At 42.8% G+C, this 21,429-nt stretch carries 16 protein-coding genes, 1 tRNA gene and 5 rRNA genes (1 of these 22 running past the window's edge); 3 read left to right on the top strand and 19 right to left on the bottom strand.

From position 1 onward, the window contains the following. Positions 1 to 32: 32 nt before the first annotated feature. The 4 genes from L1999_RS15885 to L1999_RS15900 all read right to left on the bottom strand — a co-directional run bounded on the left by L1999_RS15885 (position 33) and on the right by L1999_RS15900 (position 4,124). Entirely contained in the window at positions 33 to 1,358 is a 1,326-nt protein-coding gene (locus L1999_RS15885; protein ID WP_235739442.1) for an MDR family MFS transporter, read from the bottom strand. Positions 1,359 to 1,558: 200 nt separating this feature from the next. Further along, positions 1,559 to 2,773: an ATP-binding protein gene (locus L1999_RS15890; protein ID WP_235739443.1), complete on the bottom strand. Its 1,215-nt coding sequence runs from the start codon at positions 2,771 to 2,773 to the stop codon at positions 1,559 to 1,561. 166 nt (positions 2,774 to 2,939) lie between these two features. Further along, on the bottom strand, positions 2,940 to 3,815 hold the full coding sequence (locus L1999_RS15895; RefSeq protein WP_235739444.1) for a proline-specific peptidase family protein: 876 nt from the start codon (positions 3,813 to 3,815) through the stop codon (positions 2,940 to 2,942). Positions 3,816 to 3,827: 12 nt separating this feature from the next. Then, positions 3,828 to 4,124, bottom strand: a complete 297-nt coding sequence (locus L1999_RS15900; RefSeq protein WP_235739445.1) for a hypothetical protein — start codon at positions 4,122 to 4,124, stop codon at positions 3,828 to 3,830. A 173-nt stretch (positions 4,125 to 4,297) separates the two neighbouring features. Here L1999_RS15900 and L1999_RS15905 point away from each other — a divergent pair, with 173 nt between their 5' ends. Together L1999_RS15905 and L1999_RS15910 are read left to right on the top strand one after the other, a co-directional pair. Continuing rightward, the gene (locus tag L1999_RS15905; RefSeq protein ID WP_430540043.1) at positions 4,298 to 4,645 is read left to right on the top strand and encodes a hypothetical protein; all 348 of its coding nucleotides are present in this window, start codon (positions 4,298 to 4,300) and stop codon (positions 4,643 to 4,645) included. A 65-nt stretch (positions 4,646 to 4,710) separates the two neighbouring features. After that, positions 4,711 to 4,857: a hypothetical protein gene (locus L1999_RS15910; protein WP_235739447.1), complete on the top strand. Its 147-nt coding sequence runs from the start codon at positions 4,711 to 4,713 to the stop codon at positions 4,855 to 4,857. 42 nt (positions 4,858 to 4,899) lie between these two features. Here the strand turns inward: L1999_RS15910 and L1999_RS15915 are convergent, their stop codons facing one another. From L1999_RS15915 to L1999_RS15940, 6 genes are all read right to left on the bottom strand, one after another. Continuing rightward, the gene (locus L1999_RS15915) at positions 4,900 to 6,024 is read right to left on the bottom strand and encodes an NADH-dependent flavin oxidoreductase (protein ID WP_235739448.1); all 1,125 of its coding nucleotides are present in this window, start codon (positions 6,022 to 6,024) and stop codon (positions 4,900 to 4,902) included. Between the two features lie 202 nt (positions 6,025 to 6,226). Further along, positions 6,227 to 6,367: a hypothetical protein gene (locus L1999_RS15920; protein ID WP_202171458.1), complete on the bottom strand. Its 141-nt coding sequence runs from the start codon at positions 6,365 to 6,367 to the stop codon at positions 6,227 to 6,229. A 69-nt stretch (positions 6,368 to 6,436) separates the two neighbouring features. After that, positions 6,437 to 7,456, bottom strand: a complete 1,020-nt coding sequence (locus L1999_RS15925; RefSeq protein WP_235739449.1) for an NAD(P)/FAD-dependent oxidoreductase — start codon at positions 7,454 to 7,456, stop codon at positions 6,437 to 6,439. Positions 7,457 to 7,470: 14 nt separating this feature from the next. Further along, complete coding sequence (locus tag L1999_RS15930; RefSeq protein ID WP_235739450.1) at positions 7,471 to 8,301, bottom strand: ABC transporter ATP-binding protein; 831 nt, start codon at positions 8,299 to 8,301, stop codon at positions 7,471 to 7,473. A 13-nt stretch (positions 8,302 to 8,314) separates the two neighbouring features. Then, a complete protein-coding gene (locus tag L1999_RS15935) occupies positions 8,315 to 9,337 on the bottom strand; it encodes a FecCD family ABC transporter permease (RefSeq protein ID WP_235739451.1) in 1,023 nt (340 codons plus the stop codon). Further along, complete coding sequence (locus tag L1999_RS15940) at positions 9,337 to 10,323, bottom strand: FecCD family ABC transporter permease (RefSeq protein WP_235744367.1); 987 nt, start codon at positions 10,321 to 10,323, stop codon at positions 9,337 to 9,339. The genes L1999_RS15935 and L1999_RS15940 overlap by 1 nt, the downstream gene beginning before the upstream one ends. 335 nt (positions 10,324 to 10,658) lie before the next feature. Here L1999_RS15940 and L1999_RS15945 point away from each other — a divergent pair, with 335 nt between their 5' ends. After that, entirely contained in the window at positions 10,659 to 11,612 is a 954-nt protein-coding gene (locus L1999_RS15945) for an iron-hydroxamate ABC transporter substrate-binding protein (RefSeq protein WP_235739452.1), read from the top strand. Positions 11,613 to 11,689: 77 nt separating this feature from the next. On the opposite strand, the gene L1999_RS15950 is transcribed toward L1999_RS15945, so the two are convergent. The 9 genes from L1999_RS15950 to L1999_RS15990 form a co-directional block, all read right to left on the bottom strand. Next, positions 11,690 to 12,523 carry a hypothetical protein gene (locus L1999_RS15950; RefSeq protein ID WP_235739453.1) on the bottom strand — a complete coding sequence of 278 codons (834 nt, stop codon included), beginning with the start codon at positions 12,521 to 12,523 and terminating at the stop codon, positions 11,690 to 11,692. 131 nt (positions 12,524 to 12,654) lie between these two features. Then, a 5S ribosomal RNA gene (gene rrf / locus L1999_RS15955) occupies positions 12,655 to 12,770 on the bottom strand. 208 nt (positions 12,771 to 12,978) lie between these two features. Beyond that, positions 12,979 to 15,913: ribosomal RNA gene (locus tag L1999_RS15960) — 23S ribosomal RNA — on the bottom strand. Positions 15,914 to 16,104: 191 nt separating this feature from the next. Next, positions 16,105 to 17,654: ribosomal RNA gene (locus L1999_RS15965) — 16S ribosomal RNA — on the bottom strand. Together the 16S, 23S and 5S rRNA genes form the textbook arrangement of a ribosomal RNA operon. Positions 17,655 to 18,123: 469 nt before the next feature. Continuing rightward, positions 18,124 to 18,945: a dienelactone hydrolase family protein gene (locus L1999_RS15970; RefSeq protein ID WP_235739454.1), complete on the bottom strand. Its 822-nt coding sequence runs from the start codon at positions 18,943 to 18,945 to the stop codon at positions 18,124 to 18,126. 69 nt (positions 18,946 to 19,014) lie between these two features. Next, positions 19,015 to 20,001: an aldo/keto reductase gene (locus L1999_RS15975; RefSeq protein ID WP_235739455.1), complete on the bottom strand. Its 987-nt coding sequence runs from the start codon at positions 19,999 to 20,001 to the stop codon at positions 19,015 to 19,017. Positions 20,002 to 20,365: 364 nt separating this feature from the next. Further along, a tRNA-Leu gene (locus L1999_RS15980) sits at positions 20,366 to 20,450 on the bottom strand. Positions 20,451 to 20,566: 116 nt separating this feature from the next. Next, positions 20,567 to 20,682: ribosomal RNA gene (gene rrf, locus L1999_RS15985) — 5S ribosomal RNA — on the bottom strand. A gap of 210 nt (positions 20,683 to 20,892) precedes the next feature. Further along, positions 20,893 to 21,429 (bottom strand): 23S ribosomal RNA (locus L1999_RS15990) (it continues 2,402 nt past the right edge of the window).

The following is a 21,429-nucleotide window of genomic DNA, read 5'->3' on the forward strand; positions in this document are numbered from 1 at the left end:
AATGATCTTCTTATGATCAAAAAGTCCCCCAGCTACTGCTCCCTTACCGCTGCTGTCTTAGCTGGGATTATAAAACTGATCCCAACAGTGACCAAACTTAAAATAAGCGCATAAAGAAACACATTTTTCATTCCAACACTAATATTAGCTGCGTGGTTGATGATCACCCCCATTACCGTAACCCCAACAGATGTCCCAATGTTGCGCAGGAAAATCTGCAAGGAGGTCGACATCCCTTTGATATGGGCTTCAGCAAACTCTTGCGAGGCGATAGTTCCAACCGCGAATAACAAGCCGAAGGCCACCCCTTGGACCATCAAAATAAGAAACAAAACAGGATAGGAAACGTCATTAACAAATATATAAAGCATCAGACCAGAGATCGTTGTGATAAAGCTGCCTACTATAAACAAAGATTTATAGCCAAAGCGAATAATCCATTTCCCTGCCGGTGTACTGCCAAACATCCAGCCGACTGCAATACTTAACAGAATCAATCCACTTTTATAAATACTCATCTGCTTGCCTTCTTGTAAAAACAGCGGGATAAAGTTCGATGTACCAAAAAACGAGAGGCAGTAAAATAACATAAACAGATTGGTTCTAAATATCCCTTTGTTTTTAAAAAGAGAAACGGGTAAAAAGGGTTGTTCTTCTTTTCTCTCGACCAAGACAAAAATGAGCATCCCTATGATCCCAATGACAAGATACCATAACGGATGGCTGACATTGGTCGACAAAAGTAAAAGTGAAATGGAAATCCCAAATAAGAAAAATCCTTTATAGTCAATAAAGGTCTTTCTAAATTCAGTCGTTTCTTTGTAAGGTATTAAACATAAGACCGTAGCAATCCCAATCGGAATATTGATAAAGAAAATCCATCTCCATGTTAACGCTTCTACAAAAAAAGAGCCTAAGATTGGACCAATAACTGACGATATTGCCCAGATACTGCTAAAAACGGCTTGGATTTTGCCACGCCTTTCAATCGTAAATAAATCCCCGACAATGATCATCGAAAGGGGAACCATCCCGCCTGCCCCCAGACCTTGGATACCCCTAAAAACAATCAGCATGACCATCGAATTCGCCATACCGCAAAGAATGGAACCGAACGTAAATAGTCCAACCGAAATCATTAAAAGCTTCTTCCGGCCATACATATCCGATAGTTTTCCGTAAAGCGGCACGGTAATGGTACTTGCTAACATGTAGACAGAAAATACCCAGGCAAATAACTCCATTCCACCAAGCTGCTTTACAATGGTTGGGCTTGCCGTTTGCATAATATTCGCATCAAGTGCTGAAATCAAGGTCGTAATGACTAGACCCCAGAAAACATATTTATTTTTATTCATAAAACCTCCGTTATCCTCCCTTTTTTTGTCAAAATAAAAATAGGCGCATTTACCATTATAGCAAAATATCGATTAAGTTTATTAGTAAAAAGGGGCTTAAATCAATAAGAAGAGCCCCAGCCTAAGGAGCTCTCACATTGCTTAACCAATCACGTATGTATTTTCAACTAGTTTATCATGCTTATATGGGTGAAATTTGATTATATCGATGCGATTGAAGGTAAAGTAATTTCAATCGTTGTCCCTTTATTTACTATACTTTGAATATCAAGGATTCCATGATGACTTTCTATGATTTTATAGCAAGTCATCAGGCCTAGTCCTGTCCCCTTTTCCTTTGTGGTATAAAACGGTTCTCCAAGAGTGGATAATCTTTCTTTTGGAATTCCTACTCCCTCATCTTTTATTACAATAGAGATTTGTCCTTCTCCTTTTTTCTTCACATTCACCTCAATTGTTCCACCATTTGGCATGGCTTCAGTGGCATTTTTAAAAAGATTAAGAAAAACCTGCTTCAATTGATTCTCTTCACAGCTAACCTTTGGCAGATTACCGTCGTAGGTGACGGCGATCTCCACATTACATAAGATCGTTTGGGTACTAATTAAGGTCACAACGTCATTTAGTAATAACGTCAGGTCGTGATCCAAATATACCGCCGCTGTTGGTTTGGCTAAGAAAAGAAACTCACCGACAATCGCATTAATCCGATTAAGCTCCGATAAGACAATATCAAAGTATTCGTCCTTTATTTGATGTGCCTTAAATAACTGGATGAACCCTTTTATCGAAGTAAGTGGGTTACGAATTTCGTGGGCAATTCCAGCAGCCATCTGACCTAACAAGGCCAATTTCTCAGATTTCTGTAATAGATTTTCCGTTTGTTCCTTTCGAGCGGTAATATCTTTTCCAATCGATAATATGGCATCTTTACCATCAAGGGAAATAGATAAGGAGGTGACTTCGAAAAAAAATGTAGACCCGTCTATTCGTTTTGCCTTGTATTCCATTGTGTTAACAGCACTTTTCTCTTTCTTTACCTGGTTAAATCGTTCATTAAAACGATTATTATAATCGGGAAGAATAAAATCCAGTAAATTTCTCCCAATCATATCCTCCCTTCGCTCAAAGCCTGCCATCTGTACAGCCGCTAGATTGGCATAAAGAAAGTGATGATTCCGGGTAATATAGACAGGCTGCGGCAGGGAATCGATTAATGTTTTATAGCTCTCCTCACTGGCTCTTGCCTTTTTCTCATAGTAGCGGGCTTTATCATATTGCCATCCGACAATCCAAGCAATCATCGTAAAAATGAAAAAGTCTAGCGTGAAAAAAAGGTGGTGATCGGTAAGTTTTTGAAAAATGGTAAAGAGAATGGAAATCGAAACTAGTATAACTTGCCCTATTCTTTTCATTTCATTTCCTCATGAATGTTATAGTTCTGAATTAATAGTTCTTTTTGTGTATATTCGCCAAAAAGTTACATTTTCCTTTTAAATAAGCTAATTTTTTCAAAATAGGTCCAATGCTTAAAAAGCAGCTTGAGTCCATCAAGCTGCCCATGTTGAAAACCTGAAATTCCTATTTACAGTCGACTGAGTTTAGAAAATCCCCCATGATTCGCATATATTCGTCTGATTCTTCAATATAAGCCATATGGGCACTCTTCTCAAACACATGGAACCGTGAGTTTGGGGTCAGTTGGCTATAATATTCGGTAGTTTCTGGTGTGGCTTCATCAAACCGGCCGCAGGTATACAAGGTTGGACAGGTAATCTCTTTTAACTGTGAAGTGCAGTCAAACTCTTTCAAATTACCAAGAACGGTAAATTCGGACGGCCCCCACATAATATTATAGATTTCTGCATTCCGATATTCCTTAGGTCTCTTCTCTAGCCACTCCGAATTTTTCTCTAACCGATTTACAAAATGTTTATTAAACACATCAATCGCTGCTTCAAATTCCTTAGTGTCAGTAGTTCCATTTTCTTCTGCGCGTTTGATTGTCTCTTGTACTTCAGGTGGAAGTTGCTTAAGGTTCCGCTTTTGATCTTTTTCCCATAAAGGTGCACTGAGGCATGGACTTGAAAAAATAATGCTCTTTACTCCGGCGGGCTTTGTTAAAGCGTAGGCACTAGCAAGCGTGGTCCCCCAGGAATGACCTAAAATATGTACTTCATGAAGGTGAAGCGCTGCCCGCACTTGACCTAATTCTTCTACAAATCTCTCAATTCGCCATAAGCTCTCATCCTTTGGCCTGTCAGAGCGGCCACAGCCTAATTGATCATATAAGATGACGGGGCGTTCCTTGCTAAGTTCTTTCAATCCTTGTAATGAAAAACAGGATGAACCCGGCCCGCCATGTAACACAAGTAATGGTATTCCCTGGCCGTTTTCGTCAAATTGTTGATACCAAACTTTTCCTCCAGTTACGTCAATTAATCCTTCTTGATACATGCTAATCTCTCCCTACATCTGTTTACTGCTGCCCTGCCGATCCTTTGCTTTACCGATAAATAAGCCAATCAACCAGCCCCCTCCGGCAAAGAGTGGATAGAGGATCATGATGGCAATTCCTTTACTGCTATCTTCACGACTAACATCATAAGTTAACAAACCACTAATGATCACTCCGATAAAATGACCAAAACCACCATACATTTTAGCATACTGTTTTTTTCTCCACCCAACAATTCCAAACAGAAGACCCACTCCAACAAATAACACCAGCAAGAGCATATCCTCCAAAAAATAATAAACCTGCAAATCACTACCTCCGACTGTTAGAATTCTCTTCATCTTATTATTCTACAATTTATTAATAATTCCTTTCCATGATTATGTAACCAATGTTGAAAAGTGGGGAAAGGTAAGAAATAGCTATTTTGGAATAGAAAGAAGGAATTCCCTTGGAAGATAAGGTTGTAGAGGTACTCAGCATGCAAACCAAAAAGCAGATAGAGGATGAAATATCTGGCATGGTCTTTACAAAGAATTTCCGTTCCCCCTCTGCTGAAGAATGGTATATCTTTTTACCTAACTTTAAAGACCCTGTAACTAACGGCGCGGCAGGGAAAGCCATCATTCATTACAATCTGTTGGGGACCAAAGAAATCTTTATTAATACCACGATTATTTTTGATGACCCGGCCCTGCATTTTAAAAAACAACATCAGCTTGTCTATGGAATCTCGGATGAAATTATCAATCGATTAGTTGGCTATGCCGACACCTTATTATCGGTACATGCAGGTGAAAATTCATACACTGCAGAGTACAAACAATAACTTTAAACGTTTCATTGTCATAAACTATCGATCATTTACAAACGATAAGAATGGAGGTGAAGTATATGGAAAAAAACAATCAACCAAACACGGGTACAACAGACAATGAGGAAATTTTGAATAGAGTCAATCAAACATTTGATAAAATTTCACAGGATGTTAAAGAAATGATTAATAGCAATGAGACGGAAAGCGAAAACCATTATTCTTAACGCACTCTTTTAAGGCATCCCAACAATTGGGATGCCTTTGATTTACTCAATACCTGGGAACCATCCTGGCGAATGAATAATCGCCTGCCAAAGAGGATCAGGAACGACCAATTCCTGCTGTTTACTTTTATCGATTTTTGTTTCAATCTCTGCTTCGCGTCCTTCTTTTACCTTCTGAACCCAATCCGGATCAATGATCAGTTCACGGCCCATAGCAATGAATGGTACACCTGATTGGAAGGCCTTTAGCACATCATCTGCTGTATAAAGGGATCCCACACCAAAGACGGGAACCTTGTCACCTACCCGTTCTTGAATGATTTCAATTCTGGAACGCGTATCCTCTACACCGCGTCTTGGTTTTGACCAAAATTCCTGTAGGGAGACATGAAGATAATCGAGATTTTTTTCGGCAAGCGCATCAATTAATACGAACGTTTCAGCCATTGTTATCCCTGGCGTTTCCGGCTCCTCTGGTGAAAAACGATAACCGATGATAAACGAGCCCTTCGCATGTTCAGCCGCCACCTTTTTCACTTCATCCACTACTGCTAATGGAAAGGTTAACCGTTTTTCGATACTTCCTCCCCAGCGGTCGTCACGGCGATTGGTGTGAGGCGAGAAAAATTGCTGAATCAAATAGCCGTTTGCCCCGTGTATTTCAACACCATCATAGCCTGCTTCAATCGCTCGGCGAGTCGTCTCACCAAAATCGTGTATAATCGCTTCAATCTCCTGATCCGTCAATTCCTTAGGTACTGGTTTTCCTTTTCCTTCGACCGGAACAGGGCTTGCACTAACGATTTCTCCATTTGGCACTAATTCAGGCGGACATTGTCTGCCGCCATGAAAAATCTGCAAAACGGCCTTTGCTCCTTGTTCCTTAATACCTGTCGCAAGCTGCTGTAAACTAGGGATTAGTTCATCGCTGTCTCCGCCAAATTCACCTTGGAACCCTTTTCCGTTGGCTGTTACATAGGTACATGCGGTCACAACCATCCCCACACCTTCAGAACGTCTAGCGTAATAGTTTACTTCTGCATCCGTCACCGTTCCATCTGGATTGGATGAAAAATTCGTCATTGGAGCCATGACAATCCGGTTCTTCACTTCCACTCCACTCGGAAACGTAAACGACTCGAATAATGGTGCGTATTTTGAATTCATAGTATCCTCCTAATTAACCCATTTCTCTAGTTGGCCCCTTTACTCGCTAAACCCTTCCTAACCATTATCATGGACAACAAGGTTAGTTTACCGATTTTGAAATAGGTCCATTCCACTTAAATATATACCCAAAAAGGAAAGAAAAAAGCAGAATATCATTAAAATGACATTCTGCATTCGATTAAGTATAGGTTTTGAATGATTATTCGCCCTGAGCCCCATTAGGTGTCACACGTCGAACGTGATCGTCTTCAAAATTATTTTGACGAGCTTTTTCTACTTTATCATTTAAAAGTTTCTTTTGATCCACTTCTGGTGAAGGTGTATTCTTATCTTTTGACATTGGAAATCCTCCTTGGTTTGACATTCCCCTCTCTTATTTTGCTGACCTTTTCAAAAAATAATCATCAAATTAATTTGTATTTCCGGTCGCTCTTGAGCGGTGGAGCTTAGTATGAGTGGTTGAAAAAATCGGCTTTAATTTTTTTCCCGGCTCTATGTAGGCTTTGGCACTGTTCACGGCCGTAGGACCTTCAAAGAAACCTCCAGTGATGAGATGTAGTTTATTGGCATATCCTGCAATATCACCTACCGCAAAGATTCCTTCAATATTCGTTTGCATGGAGTGGTCCACTTTAATACTTCCGTTTTCAAATTCTAAACCCCATTGTTTGATTTCACCTAACTCAATGGAAAATCCATGATTTAGAAGAACTGCATCTACGGGAATTTCCATTGTTTCTTCGGTTTTGATATGTTTAACCGTTACACTTTGCAATGCTTCATCACCGTGTAAAGCATCCAGAATGTAAGGTGTTAAGATGTCCGCCTTTGAGCTTTTCAAATTGTAGATATTTCTTTCTATTCCGGAGAATTCATCTCGTCGATGAACAACCGTTACCTGTTTCGCAATCGGTAATAAACGGTTTGCCCATTCTACCGCAGAGTTACCCCCGCCATAAATTAAGACATGTTGGTTCTGAAAGGTTAGGTAATTTTCAAAGGTATGATAGAGGTATTTTCCTTCGTACTTGTCTGCGTTTAGGAGGTCCAATTCAGAATTTTTAATCGCTCCAAATCCGGTCGCTAAAATAATCGTTTTTGTATGATGCTGCTCACCGTTATGACTTGTTAACAGGAAAGTCCCATCCCCAAGTCTTTCCAATTCCTTCACCTGTTGATTTAAAACAATCGTTGGCTGAAAGGTCATTGCTTGTTGTTCTAATTGCCTTATTAAATTCTCCCCTGTAATCGCAGGAATTCCACCCACATCACCAATGACTTTTTCTGGATAAAAATAAGAAACCTTCCCCCCAAGATAGGGAAGATATTCGATAATTTTGGTTTCCATTTCTCTCATTCCGCAATAAAAGGCTGTATATAAACCGACTGGCCCACCGCCAATAATCGTTACATCGTAAAGTTTCATCATATCCCCATCCAATTTCACTTTGAAAAACTTACTTCTTTTTGCATTTCAACTTGTGTCTCTTTTTTTAATAAATTATAAGAAAGGCACACAGGCCTACTGGTCCTAGGATCCTTCACAATTTCTGCATCAATATGAAAAACCTCTTTTAACACCTCGTGTGTCATAACCTCTTCTGCTGATCCTTCCTTCACTAATCTTCCACCACGAAGTGCGACCATGTGGTGAGAAAACCGAGCTGCATGGTTTAAATCATGGATGACCATCACAATAGTCCGGCCCTCTTTTTTATTTAATTTTTCTAATAATTGTAATATTTCAAGCTGATGCGCCATATCTAAGTAAGTTGTTGGTTCATCTAACAATAATAATTCGGTTTCTTGGGCAATCGCCATCGCAATCCAAGCACGCTGCCTTTGTCCACCCGACAGAGCATCGACGGCTTGGTCAGCAAAAGAGGACAGCCCGGTTACCTCTAAGGCCCATTGAATGACATTCCGGTCTTTTTCCGTTAATCTCCCGAAACCGCCTTGATGTGGGGAACGACCAAAAGAGATTAATTCATAGACGGTTAACCCGCTCGGCGCTTCTGGGCTCTGTGGAAGTACCGCCATTTTTTTTGCAATTTCTTTCGTAGGAATTTTGTGGATTACTTTTCCATCCAAATAAATCACGCCAGCGTTAGCATGATGAACACGTGCCAACGTTTTGAGGATGGTCGATTTTCCGCATCCATTTGCCCCGATGATCGTGGTGATCTCACCCTTATTTATACTTAAATTTAGATCATCGACAATGATCTTCTCTCCGTACCCTATTTGAAGTTGTTCAGTTGAAAGTGATACCACATTTTTTCCTCCTTTATTTTGCTTTCATAAGTAAGTAGATAAAATAGGGAGCGCTGCATATGGCTGTAACAATTCCAACTGGTATCTCGGTCGGGGCTAATAAGTTTTTCCCAATCGCATCGGCCGCTAAGAGAAGCAATGCCCCTAAAATAGCTGTAACTGGAAGCATCAGTTGATGTTTTGGTCCGATAAATTTTCTTGCTATATGCGGAGCGACCAATCCAAGAAAGGCAATACCTCCTCCTGCAGCCACACTAAATCCGGCTAACGCAACTGCCGCCATTAGTAATATTCTTCGTTCCTTCTCCACCCTTATTCCGAGTCCTGTTGCCACTTGGTCGCCGAGATTTAATACGTTAAGAATATGTGACTTATAAATGGCATACGGGAGCACTAAAAGGATTAATGGAGCAATGATTAAAACGAAGCGCCAATTTGCCCCCCAGATATCACCTGATAGCCAAACAGCTGCTTGCATAAAGTCTTGTGGGTTCATTTTCAGTTGAAAAATCACAATAGCCGCACCAAATCCAGAATTCACACCAATTCCGACTAAGATTAGGCGTATAGGATCAATTCCTTTTTTCCATGCGATAGAATAAATCAATACAGCCGCAATTATTGCTCCTACTAAAGCAAATAGAGGCAAAAGAAATACACCATATGTTGAAGATACATCATTCATTGACCCTTGAAAGAAATAGATAAATAGAATAACAGTAAAACCCGCACCAGCATTGATGCCTAAAATCCCAGGGTCTGCCAAATCGTTTTTGGATACCCCTTGAAGAATGGCCCCTGAAACTGCCAATGCCGCACCAATCAATATAGATAAAATCATTCTTGGCAGTCGAAAATCAACCAAGACAAGTCGATCGCGAGAAGTGCCTTGTCCTATTAATGTTTTAAAGACATCATTTGGAGCGATTCTTACAACCCCTAAGTTAAGACTTATCATAAACGTTAGTATTGTAAGGATAACTAAAATACTTATGGTTAAGATAAATTTTCTCCGTTTTGTATTAACCTCATTCATTACAGCCCTCTCCTTTCCCCACGTGCAAGGTATAGGAAAAAGGGTACACCGATAATCGCTGTAATAGCACCAACGGGGGTTTCATAAGGAGCATTTACCATCTTTGAAGCAATATCGGCCATTACTAATAGAAGTCCTCCTAATACAGCAGATATCGGGATAATCCAGCGGTAATCAGAACCAATGATAAACCGAGAAATATGGGGGATGACCAATCCAATAAAGCCGACTGCTCCTGCAACAGATACGGCAGCACCTGTTAAAACAAGGACAACAATCACACCAAGTGATTTTATTAGTAAGGGATTTTGTCCAAGTCCCTTCGATACCTCTTCCCCGAGACTCAAGATCGTAATGGAACGAGAGATGAGCATCGCAAGCACTAGTCCAATGAGTCCCGCAATGGACAATATTTTAATGGATGTCCAGCTGATGGAGGTTAACCCGCCGGCATACCAAAAGCTCATATCCTTTGCCACTTGAAAATGTAGAGCAAATGCACTTGAAATGGCGCTTAACATGGAGCCAACCGCCACACCGGCAAGTGCCAGTTTAACAGGTGTCAGCCCCCCTTTTGAAAAAGCGCCAATTGTAAAGACAAGAGTTACACCAAGTCCGGCACCCACCAATGACGAAAAGGTCAAACCTAAAAGGGTGACCGTTGGAAAAAAGGAAAGCACTATAACGATTGCAAACGCAGCCCCATCGGTAACGCCCATGATGGAAGGAGAGGCAAGCGGATTACGTGTTAATCCTTGCATAATAGCACCTGAAACCGCAAGTAAGGCGCCGACCATGACTGCTCCTATGGCCCTTGGCAAACGGATTTCTTGGATGATTTGGTGGGAGACTAGCTTTGAGTTATAATGTGTGACTGCTTCCCAAACGGTTGCAAGTTTAATATCTGCCGCACCATAGGCAATAGATCCACTGATAAAGATAATAATCAAAATAATACCAAAAACTAAAACGAATGAACCTGTCAGGGATGTTTTCCGTTTTGTTTTGTGCTGTTTAGAATGATTTGTGACGCCACCATGATTCTTGGCATATTCATTCAAAAGGAACACCCTCTCTTATTAAAGCAAGTAAAACGTATTATTATTTGCCTACTACTATAATGATAATCATTATCAATAGTATAAAGTGAAGATAAATATTTTTCAATATGTACATATTATTAAAAAGTAGTCCCAAAAATATCCTTCAATCCTTTTTTTCAATTTTGTAGAATTATTGTTATATACATATTGACTGATTAGTTGAAAATGATTATCATTTGCATTAGCTAATGTTTATTCATACATAAGGAGGAAAAACAATGTTTAAAAAGCGCCTAGCAATCGTATTTACCTTACTAACGATTTTGATTTTGGTAAGTGCGTGTAGTAATTCGGGGGGGAATTCCTCAAAGGATACTAATAATACTGATAATAAAACGGCGGAGGTTAAATTAACAGATGCCAAAGGTGAGGTAGTCATTCCAGCGAATTCAAAGAAAATCATTGCCCCCTACCTAGAGGATTCTTTAGTGGCACTTGGTGTGAAGCCAGCGGCACAATGGTCAATCGGCAATACGGTATTAGATTATCTGCAGCCTGAGTTAAAGGGTGTTCCTAAGATTAGCTGGGATCTCCCTCTTGAGCAAGTGATTAGCAATAATCCTGATTTAATCATATTCAGCTCCCCTTCTGCGATTCAAAAAGGACAATATGAGGAATATAAGAAAATTGCCCCAACCTATGTGTTCAAGGACGAAATCAGCGCTGACTGGCGTAAACAGCTTACTCAAATGGGTCAGATTTTAAGTAAGCAAGATAAAGCAAAAGAAGTCCTTGCTAATTACGATACAAAAGCAGCAGAGGCAAAAGCGAAGATTCAAAAGTCGATTGGTGAAGATACCGTTGCCCTCCTCTGGGTAATGGGGGATAAATTTTACTTAATGGAGCATAATCGATTCAGTGCTAATGTACTTTATAATGATTTAGGGATCAAACAGCCTGACTTTGTGAAAAATCTTGGCGATGCGGCCGTACAGTGGGATCCCATTGCTCTTGAGAAATTACCGGAAATTAAGGCGGACCACATTTTCCTTATCAGCAAGAAGGGCGAAGCCGGCCTTGACCTGTTAAGCAAGAGCTCGATCTGGAACGGTCTTGATGCTGTTAAGAATAAACATGTTTATGAGATGAACGATCCATCTTTCTGGACGATTAATGGGTTAATTGCGAGCGAAAAAACGATTGATACGGTGGAGAAATCCTTGGCTAAATAATGCTTGGAAGGGCAAGTCCTTTTTAGGACTTGCACTTTTTTTATATAAAAGTCCGAATAGTCTCAGATCACCATACTCTATCGTACCCATAGTCTTTTCGCATTAAAAAGAAGAATACTAATAACTAGAGTAATAAAGGAAAACAGTAAAGCAATACTCCCAAAAGCAAGGACATAGGCATTATATCCTGCTAATTTTATGATCATTTCATAAGTATCCCAATTAAGTATTCTAGATATGATATTAAACAAGAACAGAATGAAAAAAATAGTGCTTAACCCTTTAGCCGAACCCCTAATATCCGCCGTACTCAATGCAATATGAGAAGAAATACTAAACGCAATGACTAAAAATATCCAAAAAAGAGGATTTATTAAATTTTCTAATGTAAAAAGATTCTTACTGATAACCGAAACAGATTCGACAATCGTTTTTAATAGGGTAATATCCAGCTGCTCAAATTTAATACGTCGTTGCAATTCTGTCTTAAAAGCAAAAAAAGAATCTGGGACCAAAAAATACATACCTAAAATCAAAGAACCAATACCACTAAAAATAGGACCTAGCCCAATGAAAAAATTTCCAACTTGCTGATACATACTATTCGGATTGTAATGATGTTCCACAAAACCAAGAATACCGGATGGGTGATTTAATTGAAGTAATTTGATCCTCGAAACACGATGACCCCATATAAAACATTGAATAAGATGACCAATTTCATGAATGGGTGTTCCAATCCATGCTGTCACCATAACTCCTTTTGCCCCGAAGGCACGTACTAAATATGTATTAGATAACCGTTCAAGTACTCCTAAGATTAAACCGATGATGATAATCACACCTACTAGATAAAACATTTCTAAAAAACTAATTAGCAAAGTCTGTATAAAAGATAAAAGGATGTCCATTTTCTGTTTCCTCTCGCAGAACATTTTTCTTCAAAGTAATTAACCACATTATATAACCATAGAACTGCAAATCCTAACATCTTGATTAGTGAAAACCAAAAAAGACAACCCATTTAGGCTGTCTTCTTCATGCCTGGCAACGTCCTACTCTCGCAGGGACAAAGTCCCAACTACCATCGGCGCTGAGAAGCTTAACTTCCGTGTTCGGTATGGGAACGGGTGTGACCTTCTCGCCATTATTGCCAGACTATTTAATTGAAAGAAGTTCGTTCTCTCAAAACTAGATAAAGTAGAAGAAACTTTATAAAAACGAGTTACATCGCTTTAAAACTTGGCTAGCTGCGGCTCCTAACTTCTCGGCCGTTTCGATCCGTCCCCACAAATCCAAAACCAGGATTTGCAGTGCCGGCTCTCCAATGCCCGTCGAAGTTGAACAGTCGCCTCCGCTTTTCGTTTTGGTTAAGTCCTCGATCGATTAGTATCAGTCAGCTCCACATGTCGCCACGCTTCCACCTCTGACCTATCAACCTGATCATCTTTCAGGGATCTTACTAGCTTGACGCTATGGGAAATCTCATCTTGAGGGGGGCTTCATGCTTAGATGCTTTCAGCACTTATCCCGTCCGCACATAGCTACCCAGCGATGCCTTTGGCAAGACAACTGGTACACCAGCGGTGCGTCCATCCCGGTCCTCTCGTACTAAGGACAGCTCCTCTCAAATTTCCTGCGCCCACGACGGATAGGGACCGAACTGTCTCACGACGTTCTGAACCCAGCTCGCGTACCGCTTTAATGGGCGAACAGCCCAACCCTTGGGACCGACTACAGCCCCAGGATGCGATGAGCCGACATCGAGGTGCCAAACCTCCCCGTCGATGTGGACTCTTGGGGGAGATAAGCCTGTTATCCCCGGGGTAGCTTTTATCCGTTGAGCGATGGCCCTTCCATGCGGAACCACCGGATCACTAAGCCCGACTTTCGTCCCTGCTCGACTTGTAGGTCTCGCAGTCAAGCTCCCTTGTGCCTTTACACTCTACGAATGATTTCCAACCATTCTGAGGGAACCTTTGGGCGCCTCCGTTACTCTTTAGGAGGCGACCGCCCCAGTCAAACTGCCCACCTGACACTGTCTCCCACCCCGATCAGGGGTGCGGGTTAGAATTTCAATACAGCCAGGGTAGTATCCCACCGACGCCTCCACCGAAGCTGGCGCTCCGGCTTCTCAGGCTCCTACCTATCCTGTACAAGCTGTACCAAAATTCAATATCAGGCTACAGTAAAGCTCCACGGGGTCTTTCCGTCCTGTCGCGGGTAACCTGCATCTTCACAGGTACTATAATTTCACCGAGTCTCTCGTTGAGACAGTGCCCAGATCGTTACGCCTTTCGTGCGGGTCGGAACTTACCCGACAAGGAATTTCGCTACCTTAGGACCGTTATAGTTACGGCCGCCGTTTACTGGGGCTTCGATTCAGAGCTTCGCGTGAGCTAACCCCTCCTCTTAACCTTCCAGCACCGGGCAGGCGTCAGCCCCTATACTTCGCCTTGCGGCTTCGCAGAGACCTGTGTTTTTGCTAAACAGTCGCCTGGGCCTATTCACTGCGGCTCTTCGAGGCTATGAACCCCAAAGAGCACCCCTTCTCCCGAAGTTACGGGGTCATTTTGCCGAGTTCCTTAACGAGAGTTCTCTCGCTCACCTTAGGATTCTCTCCTCGCCTACCTGTGTCGGTTTGCGGTACGGGCACCTTGAATCTCGCTAGAGGCTTTTCTTGGCAGTGTGGAATCAGGAACTTCGGTACTATATTTCCCTCGCTGTCACAGCTCAGCCTTTGCGAGAAGCGGATTTTCCTGCTTCTCAGCCTAACTGCTTAGACGCGCATATCCAACAGCGCGCTTACCCTATCCTCCTGCGTCCCCCCATCACTCAAACGATTCTTTGGTGGTACAGGAATATCAACCTGTTGTCCATCGCCTACGCCTTTCGGCCTCGGCTTAGGTCCCGACTAACCCTGAGCGGACGAGCCTTCCTCAGGAAACCTTAGGCATTCGGTGGATGAGATTCTCACTCATCTTTCGCTACTCATACCGGCATTCTCACTTCTAAGCGCTCCACCAGTCCTTACGGTCTAGCTTCAACGCCCTTAGAACGCTCTCCTACCACTGACATCGCAGATGTCAATCCACAGCTTCGGTGATACGTTTAGCCCCGGTACATTTTCGGCGCAGAGTCACTCGACCAGTGAGCTATTACGCACTCTTTAAATGGTGGCTGCTTCTAAGCCAACATCCTGGTTGTCTAAGCAACTCCACATCCTTTTCCACTTAACGTATACTTTGGGACCTTAGCTGGTGGTCTGGGCTGTTTCCCTTTTGACTACGGATCTTATCACTCGCAGTCTGACTCCCACGGATAAGTCTTTGGCATTCGGAGTTTGTCTGAATTCGGTAACCCGATGAGGGCCCCTAGTCCAAACAGTGCTCTACCTCCAAGACTCTAACTACGTGAGGCTAGCCCTAAAGCTATTTCGGAGAGAACCAGCTATCTCCAAGTTCGATTGGAATTTCTCCGCTACCCACACCTCATCCCCGCACTTTTCAACGTGCGTGGGTTCGGGCCTCCATCCAGTGTTACCTGGACTTCACCCTGGACATGGGTAGATCACCTGGTTTCGGGTCTACGACCACATACTCATTCGCCCTATTCAGACTCGCTTTCGCTGCGGCTCCGTCTCTTCAACTTAACCTTGCATGTAATCGTAACTCGCCGGTTCATTCTACAAAAGGCACGCTATCACCCATTAACGGGCTCTAACTACTTGTAGGCACACGGTTTCAGGAACTATTTCACTCCCCTTCCGGGGTGCTTTTCACCTTTCCCTCACGGTACTGGTTCACTATCGGTCACTAGGGAGTATTTAGCCTTGGGAGATGGTCCTCCCTGCTTCCGACCGGATTTCACGTGTCCGGCCGTACTCAGGATCCACTCAGGAGGGAACGAAGTTTCAACTACAGGGCTTTTACCTTCTATGACGGGTCCTTCCAGACCGCTTCATCTACCCCGTTCCTTTGTAACTCCATGTTGAGTGTCCTACAACCCCAAGAGGCAAGCCTCTTGGTTTGGGCTAATCCCGTTTCGCTCGCCGCTACTTAGGGAATCGCGTTTGCTTTCTCTTCCTCCGGGTACTTAGATGTTTCAGTTCCCCGGGTCTGCCATCAATACCCTATGTATTCAGGTAAAGATACTGTTCCATTACGAACAGTGGGTTCCCCCATTCGGAAATCTCCGGATCAAAGCTTACTTACAGCTCCCCGAAGCATATCGGTGTTAGTCCCGTCCTTCATCGGCTCCTAGTGCCAAGGCATTCACCGTGCGCCCTTTCTAACTTAACCTAAAAGGTTTTACTCTAATTAATAGAGAGAAAAAACTAAAATGGCGATTTTACTCGGTTTTTACTTGGTTTCTTCTATACGATTATCTAGTTTTCAAAGAACGAAATTTCTTGAGAGATTGTACTCTCAAAACTAAACAAACAAAAAGCGGTCAACTTCTTATCAGTCCATAAGGACTGCATTATCCTTAGAAAGGAGGTGATCCAGCCGCACCTTCCGATACGGCTACCTTGTTACGACTTCACCCCAATCATCTGTCCCACCTTAGGCGGCTGGCTCCTTACGGTTACCCCACCGACTTCGGGTGTTACAAACTCTCGTGGTGTGACGGGCGGTGTGTACAAGGCCCGGGAACGTATTCACCGCGGCATGCTGATCCGCGATTACTAGCGATTCCGGCTTCATGTAGGCGAGTTGCAGCCTACAATCCGAACTGAGAATGGTTTTATGGGATTGGCTAGGCCTCGCGGCTTTGCTGCCCTTTGTACCATCCATTGTAGCACGTGTGTAGCCCAGGTCATAAGGGGCATGATGATTTGACGTCATCCCCACCTTCCTCCGGTTTGTCACCGGCAGTCTCCTTAGAGTGCCCAACTGAATGCTGGCAACTAAGAACAAGGGTTGCGCTCGTTGCGGGACTTAACCCAACATCTCACGACACGAGCTGACGACAACCATGCACCACCTGTCACTCTGTCCCCCGAAGGGGAAAGTCCTATCTCTAGGAGTGTCAGAGGATGTCAAGACCTGGTAAGGTTCTTCGCGTTGCTTCGAATTAAACCACATGCTCCACCGCTTGTGCGGGCCCCCGTCAATTCCTTTGAGTTTCAGCCTTGCGGCCGTACTCCCCAGGCGGAGTGCTTATTGCGTTAGCTGCAGCACTAAGGGGCGGAAACCCCCTAACACTTAGCACTCATCGTTTACGGCGTGGACTACCAGGGTATCTAATCCTGTTTGCTCCCCACGCTTTCGCGCCTCAGCGTCAGTTACAGACCAGAAAGCCGCCTTCGCCACTGGTGTTCCTCCACATCTCTACGCATTTCACCGCTACACGTGGAATTCCGCTTTCCTCTTCTGCACTCAAGTCCCCCAGTTTCCAATGACCCTCCACGGTTGAGCCGTGGGCTTTCACATCAGACTTAAAGGACCGCCTGCGCGCGCTTTACGCCCAATAATTCCGGACAACGCTTGCCACCTACGTATTACCGCGGCTGCTGGCACGTAGTTAGCCGTGGCTTTCTGGTTAGGTACCGTCAAGGTACCGGCAGTTACTCCGGTACTTGTTCTTCCCTAACAACAGAGCTTTACGACCCGAAGGCCTTCATCGCTCACGCGGCGTTGCTCCATCAGACTTTCGTCCATTGTGGAAGATTCCCTACTGCTGCCTCCCGTAGGAGTCTGGGCCGTGTCTCAGTCCCAGTGTGGCCGATCACCCTCTCAGGTCGGCTACGCATCGTCGCCTTGGTGAGCCGTTACCTCACCAACTAGCTAATGCGCCGCGGGCCCATCTGTAAGTGTCAGCCGAAACCGACTTTCAGCTTTTCCTCATGGGAGGAAAAGGATTATCCGGTATTAGCACCGGTTTCCCGGTGTTATCCCAGTCTTACAGGCAGGTTGCCCACGTGTTACTCACCCGTCCGCCGCTAACCAACAAGAGCAAGCTCCTGTTGATTCGCTCGACTTGCATGTATTAGGCACGCCGCCAGCGTTCGTCCTGAGCCAGGATCAAACTCTCCATGAAAGTTGATTAGCTCATTTTGTTACGTTGGCTTCATTTCGTAAGAAATGAATAGTATTGTTTGTTGACGTTTTTGTTTGTTTAGTTTTCAAAGAACAATGTCATTTTTAAAAGAAGCGACAAAAACTATCATACCTCATTTAAAACTTTTAATCAATGGTAATTATTTACTAACGGGTGAATTAATAAGTTTTCAATAAAGCTTACTAATAATATCATCGTATTTATTTCCATACAAGAAGTAATTTTTACCAATAACACTTGATTCACTTAAAACGTAATCTGTTTTTAGAGAACGCTTATTATCATAACACCATAAATAACTCAGGACAAGAAGAAATTTTTTCCCAATCTCTTTATTGTTTGATACGTGTTATTTTTTACATAAAAAAATAAACGAGGAGAGGTTATCTCCTCGTTCGTTCCATTTAATAAATTACCTTACTGATTTTCCCTTGATTAATGGAAAGGGCTATTCCTCACCTAGGACTTGATTAAAAAATTGCAATACTTTTTGATAAGCATCCCTTGCTGCGGAAACCTTGTAGGATGCCCTAGTATCATTAAAAAAAGCATGATGCGTGTCTTTATAAATTTGATATTCAAATAACTTCCCATGACTTTTCAATTGATCCGCAAAATCTGTTACCTTGTCAGAGATCCGCTTATCGTGCTCCCCATAAAAACCATATAATGGACAATTAATATTTTTAACTTCTTCTTCAGAAGGAGCATTACCATAAAAGATAGCTGCACCCTTAAGTTGTGGATCGCGGCAAGCAAGTAAACCTGATAATGCTCCACCCATACAGAATCCGATTGAGGCAACGCCTTGGCCTTTTGATGCTTCGCACTCTTCTCTTAAATAGGTAGATGCTGCTAAGAGTTTCTCTATATAAACAGAGGATTGGATACCCCCAAACATTTTTTCGAAGGTTTTAGTGACACGGTTTTGTTTACCCTCTTCCAGTTCACGAATTGCCTGCTCCCTTTCAGAAGGATTGTTCCAAACTGTATGCGGCAAGGAATCTAGAAAATCTCGTACCTCTACCACTCGTTCTGTTTTTAAATCTTCGATTCGTTCCCCATTCTCCGCATATAGGTCTGGAGTAAAGGCTAGATAGCCAGCCTGTGCAAATCTTTCCGTTATATCTTGAATATGTGCATCTACACCCCATATTTCTTGAATAACAATCACAGCAGGTAAGTTTTCATTTACACGGTCCATTTTTGCCATGTAACCAATATATTCTTGATTTTTACCATAACGGACCCACTTAGTTTCTAATGTCATTTCGTTGCCCTCCATCATATTGTTCATTTGGCATTTCATTTGTTGATACTCTATTACTTATCTATTCAGTTAAAGATTGACACCTTTCATCCCTGCTTCATGATACCGATCTCCGGCAGCTGAACCTTTTGGAGCCACCTCATTAATACGGGCAAGGTCGGAATCTGTTAAGGAAATGGTTAATGCACGAACATTTTCTTCTAAATACTTTATTCTTTTTGTACCTGGAATTGGAACAATATCCTCACCCTGAGCTAATAACCAAGCCAGCGCTAATTGTGAAGGGTTACAATCTTTTTCATTCGCAATTTCTTTGATTTTATTGACGAGATTTAAATTTTTCTGGAAGTTTTCACCTTGAAAACGAGGAGAATGGCGGCGATAATCATCTTCAGCTAAGTCCTCAAATTTTTGAATTTGGCCCGTTAAAAAGCCTCTTCCTAAAGGACTATAAGGTACAAAACCAATCCCTAATTCGCGGCAAACGGGTAAAATTTCGTCCTCAACGTCACGGCTCCATAAAGAATATTCGGTTTGTACTGCTGTTATTGGATGAACGTTGTGCGCACGTTGAATGGTTTGTGGAGCAGCCTCAGATAAGCCAAGGTAACGGACTTTTCCCGCCTTTACTAAATCTGCCATTGCACCGACTGTTTCTTCAATCGGCGTCTTTGGATCAACACGGTGCTGGTAATAAAGATCAATATAATCTACACCAAGACGACGAAGACTAGCGTCACATGCTTCCTTTACGTATTCAGGGCGTCCGTTGATGCCTAAAAATTCGCCCTTGTTGCCCCTTACATTTCCGAATTTTGTCGCTATGATAACTTTGTTGCGGGAGTCCTTAATTGCTTGTCCCACTAATTCTTCATTTTTTCCAACACCATACATATCAGCTGTATCTAATAGGGTGACACCTAATTCAATTGCACGGTGAATGGTCTTAATAGACTCTTGGTCGTTTCTTCCACTATAGAAATCAGACATTCCCATACACCCAAGGCCAAGTGAGGATACTTCTAAACCATTACGTCCCAGTGTTCGTTTTTGCATTTTTTTACCTCTCTTCTTCAGCTTTTATACTATGACTCTTTCTATCGTCTTTCAAAAACTAAAGCAATAATGTGTAACATTCTGTTTCCATCATGATTATACGAGATGAAGGAGAATATTTCCATTACATGCACTTTTGTTAATAAAAGTACTGTGACATAAAGAAAGAAGAACTCTGATTAATACCATTGAATGGCTAATAAATCAGAGTTCTTATTGTTATTAAATTATTAGGTATAAAAAAAAACACTTGGATTAACTCACTTATCCAAGTGTTTAATAATAGATTATATATTTTTTACATATCGATAATACAAAATATTAAAAGAAGGATCTATGTATTTCAGAGAAAGGTCAGTTTAAATGGTGCGGGTGAAGGGAGTCGAACCCCCACGCCTTGCGGCGCCAGATCCTAAGTCTGGTGCGTCTGCCAATTCCGCCACACCCGCAAAATAGTTAAGCTGGTATCCGCTACGGGATTTGAACCAGTGATACTGCCGTAATAGTCCGTTGTGTTTACAATTTGACCACGGGGCCTAAATACTAAAAGTCCCAAAGGGGCCTAGCCTGGCAACGTCCTACTCTCGCAGGGACAAAGTCCCAACTACCATCGGCGCTGAGAAGCTTAACTTCCGTGTTCGGTATGGGAACGGGTGTGACCTTCTCGCCATAATTGCCAGACTATTTAATTGAAAGAAGTTCGTTCTCTCAAAACTAGATAATTTATAGAAGAAATGGGGTAAAAACGAGTTTATTCGCTTTAAAACTTGTCCAGCTGCGGCTCCTAACTTCTCGGTCGTTTCGATCCGTCCCCACAAATCCAAAACCAGGATTTGCAGTGCCGGCTCTCCAACGCCTGTCGAAGTTGAACAGTCGCCTCCGCTTTTCGTTTTGGTTAAGTCCTCGATCGATTAGTATCAGTCAGCTCCACATGTCGCCACGCTTCCACCTCTGACCTATCAACCTGATCATCTTTCAGGGATCTTACTAGCTTAAACGCTATGGGAAATCTCATCTTGAGGGGGGCTTCATGCTTAGATGCTTTCAGCACTTATCCCGTCCGCACATAGCTACCCAGCGATGCCTTTGGCAAGACAACTGGTACACCAGCGGTGCGTCCATCCCGGTCCTCTCGTACTAAGGACAGCTCCTCTCAAATTTCCTGCGCCCACGACGGATAGGGACCGAACTGTCTCACGACGTTCTGAACCCAGCTCGCGTACCGCTTTAATGGGCGAACAGCCCAACCCTTGGGACCGACTACAGCCCCAGGATGCGATGAGCCGACATCGAGGTGCCAAACCTCCCCGTCGATGTGGACTCTTGGGGGAGATAAGCCTGTTATCCCCGGGGTAGCTTTTATCCGTTGAGCGATGGCCCTTCCATGCGGAACCACCGGATCACTAAGCCCGACTTTCGTCCCTGCTC

It is taken from the genome of Neobacillus drentensis, assembly GCF_021560175.1.
GTDB lineage: Bacteria > Bacillota > Bacilli > Bacillales > Cytobacillaceae > Neobacillus > Neobacillus drentensis_A.